This window comes from Periweissella cryptocerci (genome assembly GCF_004358325.1).
GTDB classification, from domain to species: domain Bacteria; phylum Bacillota; class Bacilli; order Lactobacillales; family Lactobacillaceae; genus Periweissella; species Periweissella cryptocerci.
In genome coordinates this window covers 1-13097 of the sequence record NZ_CP037940.1, presented here as the reverse complement: position 1 = coordinate 13097, position 13097 = coordinate 1, and the positions used below count along the sequence as shown (strand labels likewise).

Genomic DNA, 13097 nt, shown 5'->3' with positions numbered 1-13097 from the left:
ACTGTTAGACAGCGACTTGAATAACGCATTACAACATTAAAAGACCTTGAAAGCCGGCTACCGGTAGTTTCAAGGTCTTTTGTTTGGATTTAATTAATATACGTAGGCATGGTGGCGTACTCGGCCAACAAACGAAGGGTGCCACTGGCTAATTGTTGAGATTTCAACCCGTCCGCCTGGTTCGGGAGCTTGAATGAACTGGGCGTGACTAATCGCAATCGCGACGTGATAGACATAACCGTAATGTGACCAGAAGAGTAAATCGCCTGCTTTTACGTTGCTACGCTTGATATGTTTAACCATCCGAGCTTGGCGGGCTGCTTTATGTGGTAAGTAAATGTGAGCAGCATGCTCGAAGGTGTACGCAACAAGTCCTGAGCAATCAAATGACCGTCGTGACATGCCACCTAACACGTAAGGTGTCCCAATAAACTTTTCGGCATAGTGGACAACCTTCATCCGGTGAACGGTGACGGCGGCATCAGCAGTCGTTGGTGCAACTGAATTGATAGCGGTGAACACCGTCACTGTAAGTAATAACGCGAGGATTATCTTTTTTATATGCATGGTTTAATAGCCTTCTTATTTTATAAAATTTTATATTGTATCATTTGAATTAATTTATGACACACGTCATTGTAGCCGTCCACTATTACAAAACTGGGTCAAAAAAGCCGCTGATTTGATGTCGAAAGTTACGACCAAGTTACGTCATAAGCGACAGGGTATTAAGAAGATAAGCTAGAAAGTGTTTTATTTACGCGCTGATACGGTATAATTTATTTAATTAAAAAAATCAAGGAGGTTAATCCGATGTGTAGCCGAAAAAATCCATACAAGAATCTCAATAAAAATGGTATTCCAAAGAACCGGTCACAAGAAACCATGGCCGACCTAGATACCGCACATAATACGAGTAAGAATGGTATCAAACAAAATGCGACGTTTATGTCGTTAGAAGATCTATGGGCTAGTGACGATACTGATAACGTCAAAACTGAAGTGTCAGTTGAAGCACTGCCCAAGTTCCAAAAGCGCGTTGATTTAAGTGAAGTAGCGGTATTGGCTGAAAAAGAGCAAACCAAGTTCACCAAGCACCCTAATGATAATGGGGGCCAGTACTTTAAGCGCGACAAAAAGAAATATGTGAAAAATGACAATCGTGATGCTAGCAAGGGGAGTGATGCCTATGCATTCGACTTGCAGGGTAAGCGTATCTTACTTTTAGGCGGGAAATCATTTACTAGTCAATGTAGTGCTAGTATTCAGCAGTACAACGGGTTGTTTGATTATTACGATGCGCACCCCATTAATACCGCAATCCTCGAGGCTAAGATTGCCAAAGCCGATGTAGTTTTGTTTGTCCTCGAACAAATCAGCCACCAACTTAGCTGGGATGGCCATGATCTCGCCAAGAAACACCACGTCCCATTTGAGGAATTCCGTGGTTACGGCACGGGGATTGTCTTCCGCTCCATCAAAAAAGCCCTCACCGATTATGCCGATGCCCATAGCGATGAAATTACACAATAATTAAAGCGCTAGCACATAACTCGGCTAAGCGCCCGTAAAACAAAGCCTGATGTCTCCCGATTGTAGTAAGAGGGGCGAATTCAGGCTTTTTAACGTGCGCTAAAAGGATTACGGCATATTACTTGCTCAAACTAACGAAGAGACTGGTTCCACACACGTTGTGGGAATCAATCTGAGACAGACATCCAGCCTGCAAGGCTAATCTAATCGCGTTAGGATTAGATTCAGTATTTTGTGAAACAAAATGCTGGGATGTTTTGCGTTGCCGATTCGCAGGCATAAGCACAGACTGGCTTGGTCGGTTGCTTCCAGCGTGGTGCGCCAAGTAATTTACTGGCACGGAGTGGTCAATGTTACTCAATCCCACGGCTACCGCAAATCGTGCGTTAATGCACTTCCTTTTTTACGCATAATCCCGTTGAAAATGCTATACAACGCCCGCTGAAGGTAGTAAGCTAGAAAGTGCACGATTGCGCAAAGTTATTTTTTCCTTGTCGTGACTAGCGAAATAAAATAAACTAATTAAGTTATCGCCAATACCCAGTAAGTGATTAACCAGCGGGTTATCATTTAAAAATTAGTCCATCCAGGGTATTAGCGTGCTGTAATTAGTTTAAATAAAACAATTAAGATTTTTAATGAAAGAGGGAATCCTTTAGATGGCGAAAAAACCTGAATATTCAGATGATTCCATTACGGTCCTTGAAGGACTTGAAGCCGTACGTAAGCGACCTGGTATGTATATCGGGTCAACTGACGGCCGCGGCTTGCACCACTTAGTATACGAAATTGTTGATAATGCGGTCGATGAAGCCCTTGCTGGCTATGGTGACGAAATCAACGTGACCATTCACGCCGATAACGCAATCACGGTTGTCGATCATGGTCGGGGGATGCCCGTGGGGATGCACGCCTCAGGTAAGCCAACACCTGAAGTTATCCTAACTGTCCTCCACGCCGGTGGTAAATTCGGTCAAGGTGGTTATAAAACTTCTGGTGGTTTACACGGGGTTGGTTCATCCGTTGTTAACGCGTTAAGTGAAGCATTAACCGTCACGATTGTCCGTGATGGCTTTAAATATGAAGAACACTTTGCGAATGGTGGGACACCAGTTGGTACCTTGGAAAACTTAGGTAAGACTAAGGAACACAATGGTACTAAGGTGACCTTTAAACCAGATCCCAAAATTTTTTCAACGACTGTGTACAATTTTGGTACGCTCTCAGAACGTTTACGTGAATCAGCTTTCTTATTAAAGAATATCAAGATTACGTTGACTGATGAACGCGCCAACCAAGAACGCCACGAAGAATTCTTCTATCAAGAAGGTATCAAAGAATTTGCCGCCTACTTGAATGAAGACAAAGAAACCCTTGGTGACATCATGTATTTCGATGGCTTTTCACAAGGTGTTGAGGTAGAAGTGGCCGCTCAATATAACGATGGCTACACCGAAACTACGTTGTCATTTGTTAACAACGTGCGGACCCCGGATGGTGGTACGCACGAAGCTGGTTTCCGTTCCGCTTGGACGAAAGCCTTTAACGAATACGCCCGTAAGGTTGGCTTGTTAAAAGAAAAAGATAAGAATCTTGAAGGTTCCGACGTGCGTGAAGGCCTTGCAACCGTCATTTCTTTACGTGTGCCTGAAGAATTACTTCAATTTGAAGGTCAAACTAAAGACAAACTCGGGACCCCCGAAGCCCGTTCAATTGTTGATACCGTTATTAACGAGCAACTTGGGTACTATTTGATGGAAAATGGTGACTTTGGGCAAATGCTTATCCGTAAGTCATTGAAGGCCCGCGAAGCCCGTGAAGCTGCTCGTAAAGCCCGTGATGAAAGTCGTAGCGGTAAGAAAAAGGGCAAGACAGAACGGTTGCTATCTGGTAAGTTAACCCCTGCTCAATCAAAAAACGCCAAGAAAAATGAATTGTTCTTAGTCGAAGGGGATTCTGCCGGTGGTTCCGCTAAGCAAGGCCGTGATCGGAAGTTCCAAGCGATCTTGCCATTACGTGGTAAGGTCTTGAACACCGAAAAAGCCAAATTAGCTGACATCATGAAAAATGAAGAAATCGCCACGATGATTTATACAATTGGCGCATCAGTTGGTCCTGATTTTAGCCTAGAAGACGCTAATTATAGTAAAGTCATCATCATGACCGATGCCGATGATGATGGGGCTCACATTCAAACCTTGCTCCTCACTTTCTTCTATAAATACATGCGCCCATTGATTGAAGCTGGTAAGGTTTATATTGCCTTGCCACCTTTGTATAAACTTCAAAAAAGTGTCGGTAAGAAACAACAAATCGTCTATGCTTGGACAAACGAACAACTTGCCGAAAAGCAACAAGAACTCGGTAAAGGTTTTGGCCTGCAACGCTTTAAAGGGTTGGGTGAAATGAACGCCGACCAATTATGGGATACGACGATGAATCCTGAATCACGGACATTAATTCGGGTCCGGATTGACGATGCCATTCTGGCTGAAAAACGTGTTACCACGCTGATGGGTGATAAAGTCGAACCACGCCGGAAGTGGATTGAAGACAACGTCGCCTTCACGTTAGAAGAATCAGACTCGATTTTGGACACGGCGAGCGTGCTCAATGATGAATCGAATTTGGCTGAAGATGCAGCTGTCGCAGTCGTAACAACCGATACAGCGGTTGATGAATTACCCACTGCTGAACCAGTGATTACTGATTGGCGCACAACTGCCGACAATGAAACTAAAACAGATCCAGATATTAAGTTATTCTAATTAATTAACTAGCATTTAAAATTTAATCAAAGGAGATTGAGATGGCTGACGATAATATTCAAGAATTAGCCTTAGAAGATGTCATGGGTGACCGCTTTGCGCGTTATTCAAAATACATCATCCAGGAACGGGCTTTACCCGATATTCGTGATGGCTTGAAGCCTGTTCAACGCCGAATTTTGTTTGCGATGAACAAAGACGGTAACACATATGATAAAGCCTTCCGTAAGTCGGCAAAATCCGTTGGGAACATCATGGGTAACTTTCACCCACACGGGGATTCTTCAATTTATGAAGCAATGGTCCGATTGTCCCAAGACTGGAAGTTACGCGCACCATTGATTGATATGCACGGGAATAATGGTTCAATGGACGGGGATTCTGCCGCCGCAATGCGGTACACGGAAGCCCGTTTGAGCAAGATTGCCGGTGAAATGCTCCGTGATTTGGAAAAAGATACCGTGGATATGGTCTTGAACTTCGATGATACGGAATATGAACCCACAGTATTGCCAGCCCATTTCCCTAATTTGCTCGTGAATGGGGCGACAGGGATATCAGCCGGTTACGCGACGGATATTCCACCACACAACTTACGTGAAGTCATTGACGCATTGGTGTACTTATTAGCGCATCCAAAAGCTGAACTTGAAGACTTAATGGAATTTGTCAAAGGTCCTGATTTTCCAACCGGTGGTATTTTACAAGGGATTGATGGCATAAAAAAAGCCTACCAAACTGGTAAGGGTCGCGTGATTTTACGTTCTAAGACGGAAATCAAGCCCCTTAAAGGTGGTAAGCAAGCGATCGAAGTAAGCGAAATTCCCTATGAAGTTAACAAAGCCCAACTTGTTAAGAAAATGGATGAAATCCGTTTAAACAAGGATGTAGCTGGAATTTCTGAAGTTCGTGATGAATCTGACCGCGAGGGTTTGTCAATTGTCATTGAATTAAGTAAGGACGCCAATGCCGATGGGATTTTGGCATACTTGTTTAAGAAAACTGATTTACAAGTGACTTACAACTTCAACATGGTCGCCATTCACAATCAACGCCCTGAACACATCGGCTTGAAAACAGCGCTAGTAGCTTACTTAAATTTCCAAAAAGAAGTTATCACTAAGCGGACTCAGTTTGATTTGAAAAAGGCGAAGAAGCGCCAACACATCGTTGAAGGTTTGATTAAGATGGTTTCGATTCTTGATCAAGTTGTTGCCACAATTCGCGCTAGTGAAAACCGTAAAAACGCCAAAGACAACATTATGGCGGAATATGGTTTTAGCGATGAACAAGCTGAATCAATCGTGACTTTGCAATTGTACCGTTTGACGAATACTGACGTGGTTGCGTTACAAGAAGAAGCAGCTAAGTTAGCCGCTGCCATTGAACAATATAATCTAATCTTGGCGGAACCAAAGGAACTCCACAAAGTCTTACGTGCTGATCTGAAGCAAATGGCAAAAGACTTTGGGGATGATCGCCGAACAGTTATCGAAGACCAAGTTGAAGAATTAAAAATTGACACAACGGTCATGGTTGCCGATGAAGATGTCATTTTGATGGTTTCTAAAGCTGGTTATGTGAAGCGTTCATCTATCCGTTCATTTAACGCCTCAGGCACCGACGATAATGGCTTGCGCGATGATGACCACCCAATCTTCCTTGATAAGGTTAATACGTTGTCACACCTCTTTATATTCACAAATAAGGGGAACTTGATTTACCGACCAATTCACGAAGTTAGTGATGTGCGCTGGAAGGAAATCGGTGAACACGTTTCGCAAACGATTAACGGCTTAGATGCAGACGAAGAAATGCTCAATGTCTTTGTCTTTAAGACGCTCGAAGAAGCGGGCACATTCTTAGTTGCCACTTCTGACGGTTACATCAAGCAAACCGCTTACACCGATTTGACACCTGGTCGCGGCTATAAAAAACGCGCCAGTGTTTACACTAAACTCAAGACTGATGATGCCAAAGTGGTTAGCGTGACCTATGTTCCGGTGGCCGCTAGTGGCGCCGTCCTCTTGATGTCACAGAATGGTTATGGTTTGCGTTATGACTTAGCTGAAGTGCCAACGAACGGCCCCCGAACTAGTGGGGTAAAATCAATGGACTTGCGTGATGACGATGTCGTGGTAGATGTAGCGCTTACCGATGACAAAGCTGATGTCGGGCTAATTACGCAACGTGGTGCCTTCAAACGCATGCAAGTAGGGGAAATTGCCCCAACTTCACGGGCGCGCCGTGGTGTCCAAATCTTGCGCGAATTAAAGTCTGAACCACATGAAATTGTGGACTTTGTCGTGTTAGACTCACTCCAACACGCGTTAACTGTCACTACCAGTCGTGGTAAAACCCACGATATTATTCCTGGTGATCACCCTAATTCACAACGCTACTCAAATGGTTCATTTGTCGTTGATGTTGATACTGAAGGGGTACCTATTGCAATGGAAGCACGTTTGCTAGAAGTTGTGACTAATTAATTGATTTTGATATTGGAGCTTTACCTTTATTATTGGGGTAAAGCTCTTTTGTATTAATGGTCCTATTCCGTCTGACGTGGAATTTATAAAATGTGATCAGATGTATGATGCCACTGCGTGACTGAAAATCACATTGTGCACCGAAATGGAAGCACATGCCCAAGCCAAAGGGCGGTCTTGGGCAATTCGGGATAGCTGGCAGTCTAATGGCTAAAGCCAAAAGACTGCTCATCTACCCTCAGCGACAAACCTGACACATGGTGTCAAGTTCGTCCCATTTCGGTGTAAAGCATGGCCACAATGTGATTTTCAGTCACTCCGCTAGATAAGCGTTGAACTGTTGATTACCGCTAAACTTGCAGCGACAAGGATTACGGCATATTACTAGTCAGAATACCTACGCAAATTAACGAAGAGGCTGGAAACGGGCTGGACTTTAGCTCGCACCGTGATGGCATAATCAGTAACGGGTTTCGTTACTGATTATGGATTTGTGAAGATGGTTACCGCGTTAGCGAACCAAGCTTCACAAACATTTGAAGACCGCACTGTGGCTTCAAATGCTTGTCTTCCATCACGGTGTCCAGACTGGTTCCAGCCTCGTAGTGGGAATCAATCTGAGACACATATCCAAATTTCACGTAAGACCAAGTAGAGGCAAAAAACGCTAAAGTTTGCTCATGTATTAGCAAAGGGTATTAATATTTATAAATAATAAGTTAAAATTCTTGCATTATGCCTAGCTAATGATTATGATTATTCTATAAGCAAATGTAATAAAGGAGCATTATCGATTATGAAAACGACGCAAGAAAGTATCTTTTCGTCAAAGACATTAACCTATTTCCTCCAATTGGCGGAAACAATGAACTACACGCAAGCTTCACAAATTCTCGGAATTACGCAACCAGCTTTGACACAACAAATCAAAAAGTTGGAACGGACAGTTGGTGCACCACTTTTCTACTCAATCGGTAAAAAGTTACGGATGACTGATGCTGGTTTGACGATGTTGAATGCGACCCACGAAATCTACGCCGTTTTGAACAAAGCAACCGATGCCATCCAACAATCAACTTCTGCTACGCAAGGTGAAATTTCAATTGGTTTACTTTCATCAATTGAAGATCGTGTGTTGGAAGACTTTATTGCCACATACTACAAGGAACATCCAGATATTCGCGTAACATTCTACACTTTAAACCGTAAGGAAATCTGGGAACGTTTAGAAAACAACCGCATTGATTTGGCAATTATGTACTTGCCTGACGAATCAATCAAAAACTGGAAGCCATACGCATCAAAGAAGATTATGACTGAAGATTTGATGTTCGTGCACAACAATCCTGAATTGGCTGATAAAGATAAAATTAAGTTGAAGGATACGTTGGGTGCTAAGTGGGTAACATACCCTGAAAACTACTACATTGACCAAACGATTCACGAAACATACAAGAATCACTTGATTGATGTGCCAACTTCAGTGGCGCGTTTCTCAACACCAAACCAAATTTTCCGTTTTGCTGAACAAACAGAAACGTATACTGCCTTGCCAATGTCATTCCTTTCAAGTCAAAAGGAAAGCATTACAACCAAGGTAAAGGCCGTTCCGTTTGAACCAAACATTCAATTCGATTTATCATTCGTCTACCGTAAAGATAAGATTGATATTCCACGGATTATTAGTTTCTTAAACGAATTTGACGCTTACTTAGGTGAAGCCGATTACTTAACTCGTTTAGAAAGCATTAGTGCTGAAAAGTAACCACCAAAAAGACAAACTCGACGCTGAGTTTGTCTTTTTATTTGGACGTTATTCCGTCTGACATGGATTCTCATTTCTGTACTTTTGTTTAAGCGTACTCACTATACCTTAGGCACTAGTTTGAGCACATCACAAAATCAGTTTGAATCTGCATACTACGACCGTTTTTACTAGTTTGAGAATAATTACTAACTAACGGAGTGCCGGTAAATTACTTGGCGGGCGCAGCCTTTACACCGCGACTGGGGGAATATGTGTGAAGCACATATTTTCGCTGAGGATGAGATGAGGAGTCTTAGGAATTTATTCCTTAGACTCCCAGCTTATCCGAGTTTGCCAAGACCGCACTTCGGCTTGGCAATGTGCTTCCAGCGTGGTGCACCAAGTAATTTACTGGCACGCAGTGGCCAATTTCATCCAATTCTATGTCAGACGGATTACCGAAAACCGGTGAACATGAATTTATTTGTGCACGAATTGGTATTTTAGCTTATAATTGAATTTAGCAATAAATCACACAAATCAAAGGAGTCTCTTATGACAAAGAAATTAGTTTTTGGACACTCAAATCCTGATACTGATACCATCGTTTCAGCAAAAGCCTACTCATATCTTTTGAACCAACTTGGTGAAGATACTGAAGCAGTTGCTCTTGGCACCCCAAACGAAGAAACCCAATATGCTTTACGTCACTTTGACGAACCAGCACCACGGGTTATCACTGCTGCTAAGCCAGAAGTGGACCAAGTTGCTTTAGTTGACCACAACGAAGCTGCTCAATCAGTTAGTGATCTCGCTGAAGTCGAAATCACTAACATCGTTGATCACCACAAGTTTGGCTTGACTACCTCAACACCATTGTTCATCCGTGCCGAAGCTTTGGGCTCAGCCGCATCAATCCTCGTTAAAATGTTTGATGAAAACAAAGTCGAAATTCCTGCTAAGTTGGCTGGTTTGATGCTTTCAGCAATTATTTCAGATACTTTGTTGTTGAAGTCACCAACCACAACTGAATTCGACAAGATTGCTGTTAAGACTTTGGCTGAAATTGCTGACGTTGATTTTGAATCATACGGTCTTGAAATGTTGAAGGCCGGCACTAACTTATCAACGAAGTCAGAACTTGAACTCATCGACGGTGACGCCAAGTCATTTGAAATGGGTGGCAAGACGCTCCGAATTGGTCAAGTTAACACCGTTGATATTGCGGAAGTCTTTGAACGCCAAGCAGCATTAGAAGACGCTATGAAGGCTGAAAATGCCAAGAACGGTTACGATGCGTTCTTATTTGTTGTTACTAACATTCTTACTTCTGATTCAGAATTGTTGCTTGTCGGCGACGTGACTGAACAAGTTGAAAAGGCCTTTGCCGGCAAGTTGGTTAACAACCGTTTGGCATTGCCAGGCGTTGTTTCGCGGAAGAAGCAAGTTGTGCCACCATTGACAGCTGCCTTCTAATTTATAGTTAAAGTTAAAACATCTCATTTTTTGAAGTGAGGTGTTTTTTGTTTCACAATGAGACCCGCGTTGTCATTAACAAACTCGTGAACAAACTTACTTTCATTTTGGCGCCAGTAATTCTATACTGAGAGTAATAAGTAACTAACATTCAGGGAGCCGTCTGAGCCTCCTGAACGCAACACAATGCTGGAGGGGCAACTATGTACTTAAAAATTGACGATGGGGTTCAAAAAGCAATTGCGCGCAAGACGGATGAAAATTCGCGCATTCTCTTCATGTATGAAGATGGGGTTTCACCTTATTCCAAATCAGGACCAGGGGCCATGATGATTTCATTTGTGATTGTGATTATTAACAAGGATCAGCCATACCTAGAATGGTTTGATGAAACTGTGGACACTAACCTGGGGCCTTGGCCAATTAAAGGGTATGCGAAGAATTATCTCGATGAAGCGATGGAATTGGAAATTAAGCCATTTGGGGACATTGTGTTAAAGTCTGAGAATGGTATTATTGATGATACTGTGGTGATTCGCGATGAACGGCAACCAGCCGCATTGTAATAGCCAAACGATGATGTGAGTTAACACTTGCGTCATCTTTTTTTACCTAAGGATGTGACAACTGTAACACCTTGGTTATTTGCACTATACTTTAGTAAGTAAAAGAACTACAATTACCTTGTTAAAATTTGATGATCAATGATTCGCTAGTGTGTTGAATCAAACAATTACGGCATCAAATTTGGAAGGTAGGTTAATGATATGCAATTAAAAATTGATGAAGGCGTCCAACAAGAAATTGCCCGCTACACAGATGAAAATTCACGAATCCTGTTTTTGTATGAAGATGGGGTATCGCCATACTCGCACGTTGGGGAAATTGCGATGATGATTAGTATGGTAATCATTATCATTGATAAGGATCAACCATATTTGGAATGGTTCGATGACACCATTGACACAACAATGGGCGCTTGGCCAGTTAAAGGGTATTCAAAAGCATACCTTGATCAAGATATGGAACTTTACATCAAGCCATTTGGCGATATTGCGTTGAAGTCTGAAAGCAGTGTAATTGATGATACGGTCGTGATTCGCGATGAACGGGTCGCCAAAAAAGTCTTGTCCAAGTAAATATTTTACGCTGCTTAGACTGGTTAGTTCACGGTCACTATGCACTGAAAGTGGGATTTGGATCCCCAAGCTAGCAATATAAATTTTCGTTGTGTAATTCTGAGCATATCGTTAGACAAATATGTAACAATTTGGTATTGTCTATTTGTAAACGAATTCATACATCATAAGTTTATAGGGGGCTTGATAATATGACTAATTCTTTAACTGGTAAAGTGGCGATTGTCTCAGGAGCAAACTCAGGAATTGGCTTGAGTATTGCGAAAAAACTCGTGGCAGAGGGTGCCCAGGTTGTTTTAACGGGACGACGCAAGGAAGCAGGCGTGACAGCATTGGCCGAAGTCGACGGTGGGGACAACGCGATTTACGTCATTCAAGATGTTGCCATCGAAGCTGATTGGAAACACGTAGTTGAAGAAACAATTACTAAATTTGGTAAGCTAGACATCCTGGTAAATAATGCAGGGATTGGTGGCCCAAACGGTTACATTGATCAAATCAGTTTAGCTGATTGGCGGCAACTAATGTCGATTAATCTTGATGGTAATTTCTTAGGTGCCAAGTATGCTTTCACCCAATTTAAAAAGCAAGGTACTGGTGGGGCAATTGTTAATGTTTCAAGTGTTGGTGGTTTAAAACCAATCCCCGGGGCTGCGGCATATTCAAGCTCAAAGGGTGGTACGCTGATGTTAACAAAAGAATTAGCCTTGGAAGGGGCAAGTTTCGGTATCCGCGTTAATTCGGTGCACCCTGGGTGGATTAATACGCCGATTGTCCCAGACGCCATTCGCGCAACTGAAAAACAACAACAGCCTTCAGGTCACTTTGGTGAACCAGACGACATTGCTAACATCACATCATTCTTAGTTAGTGATGACGCGAAAAACATTACTGGTGCACAGTTTGTCAGCGATGGCGGTAATCTTTTAATCTAATACATTCTGATAACGGTGCTCGCTATATTTAGTGGGCATCGTTTTTTTATGGCTAGATTTCTTCTAGCGTGGAATTTGGATATGTGTCTCAGATTGATCCCCACTACGAGGCTGGAACCAGTCTCTTCGTTAATTTGAGCAGACAACCAAACTGGTAATATGCTACAATCCTTGTCACTGTGGGTTTAGCGATAATCAATAATTCCACGTCAGACGAAACAGAATCCTAATGCTTTTACATTTCCTAATCAAGGTCATATAATAACATTAGTTAGGGAAAACGAAAGATAAGAAAATAAATTATACAGTCAATCACTGACTGACTAGGAGGAGCCATGAGCCAGTTATACATTAAACAAAAAGTATTCAGTATTGGTGACAAATACACCGTTACCGACGCACAACAACGCCCGCAGTATGCCGTGGCCGGCAGCCTTTTTAAGATTCCCAAAGAATTTGTCATTAGCAACATGGCGGGACAAGCGGTTGGTAAAATCACCCAGCGCATGTTTCAGTTCTTACCAAAATTTACAGTTAGTTTAGGTGGCCGTGATGTGGCCGTAATCAGCAAGCGATTTTCATTATTTCGCCCAAGTTATGACATCGATGCGTTTGGCCTAACGATTCAAGGAAATTTTTGGGATATGAATTTTACCGTATTGCGGAATGGCCAACAAGTCGCCCAAGTCGATCAGCGCTGGTTAAGCTGGGGTGACACCTACGAAATTAATGTGGCTGACGAATCACTAGAATTACTAATAGTGAGTTTAACAGTTGCGATTGATTACGTGAAACAAGAAGAAGCTGACACGTCAAATTCTAGTGTTTAATCAACGGGCTCTATTTATGCTAGCGTGAGATTCTCATTTCTGTACTCTTGTTTAAGAATACTCACGTACCACGGAAAATACCTTAAGTACTTATATGAGCACATCACAAAATCCGCGATAACTGATTTGTTTAGGACTGTTTTTTGCTAGTTTGAGCATTATTCGTGGCTAATTGCTTGG

At 42.5% G+C, this 13097-nt stretch carries 10 protein-coding genes; 9 read left to right on the top strand and 1 reads right to left on the bottom strand.

Features of this window, described 5'->3' with window-relative positions:
- Nucleotides 1-93: 93 nt before the first annotated feature.
- Entirely contained in the window at nucleotides 94-567 is a 474-nt protein-coding gene (locus EQG49_RS00050; protein ID WP_133362026.1) for a C40 family peptidase, read from the bottom strand.
- A 246-nt stretch (nucleotides 568-813) separates the two neighbouring features.
- Here EQG49_RS00050 and EQG49_RS00045 point away from each other — a divergent pair, with 246 nt between their 5' ends.
- The 9 genes from EQG49_RS00045 (at nucleotide 814) to EQG49_RS00005 (ending at nucleotide 12917) form a co-directional block, all read left to right on the top strand.
- A complete protein-coding gene (locus EQG49_RS00045) occupies nucleotides 814-1533 on the top strand; it encodes a DUF2325 domain-containing protein (protein ID WP_133362025.1) in 720 nt (239 codons plus the stop codon).
- 659 nt (nucleotides 1534-2192) lie between these two features.
- Nucleotides 2193-4301 (top strand): DNA topoisomerase IV subunit B, encoded by a 2109-nt coding sequence (gene parE / locus EQG49_RS00040; RefSeq protein WP_133362024.1) that lies wholly within the window; start codon nucleotides 2193-2195, stop codon nucleotides 4299-4301.
- Nucleotides 4302-4342: 41 nt separating this feature from the next.
- Nucleotides 4343-6790 carry a DNA topoisomerase IV subunit A gene (gene parC, locus EQG49_RS00035; RefSeq protein ID WP_133362023.1) on the top strand — a complete coding sequence of 816 codons (2448 nt, stop codon included), beginning with the start codon at nucleotides 4343-4345 and terminating at the stop codon, nucleotides 6788-6790.
- A 796-nt stretch (nucleotides 6791-7586) separates the two neighbouring features.
- Nucleotides 7587-8555: a LysR family transcriptional regulator gene (locus EQG49_RS00030; RefSeq protein WP_133362022.1), complete on the top strand. Its 969-nt coding sequence runs from the start codon at nucleotides 7587-7589 to the stop codon at nucleotides 8553-8555.
- Nucleotides 8556-9092: 537 nt separating this feature from the next.
- On the top strand, nucleotides 9093-10013 hold the full coding sequence (locus EQG49_RS00025) for a manganese-dependent inorganic pyrophosphatase (protein ID WP_133362021.1): 921 nt from the start codon (nucleotides 9093-9095) through the stop codon (nucleotides 10011-10013).
- A 203-nt stretch (nucleotides 10014-10216) separates the two neighbouring features.
- On the top strand, nucleotides 10217-10579 hold the full coding sequence (locus EQG49_RS00020) for an iron-sulfur cluster biosynthesis family protein (protein ID WP_133362020.1): 363 nt from the start codon (nucleotides 10217-10219) through the stop codon (nucleotides 10577-10579).
- Nucleotides 10580-10780: 201 nt separating this feature from the next.
- Nucleotides 10781-11152: an iron-sulfur cluster biosynthesis family protein gene (locus EQG49_RS00015; RefSeq protein ID WP_133362019.1), complete on the top strand. Its 372-nt coding sequence runs from the start codon at nucleotides 10781-10783 to the stop codon at nucleotides 11150-11152.
- A 191-nt stretch (nucleotides 11153-11343) separates the two neighbouring features.
- The gene (locus EQG49_RS00010; protein ID WP_133362018.1) at nucleotides 11344-12087 is read left to right on the top strand and encodes an SDR family NAD(P)-dependent oxidoreductase; all 744 of its coding nucleotides are present in this window, start codon (nucleotides 11344-11346) and stop codon (nucleotides 12085-12087) included.
- 335 nt (nucleotides 12088-12422) lie between these two features.
- Nucleotides 12423-12917, top strand: a complete 495-nt coding sequence (locus EQG49_RS00005) for an LURP-one-related/scramblase family protein (RefSeq protein WP_133362017.1) — start codon at nucleotides 12423-12425, stop codon at nucleotides 12915-12917.
- The last annotated feature ends 180 nt before the right edge of the window (nucleotides 12918-13097 follow it).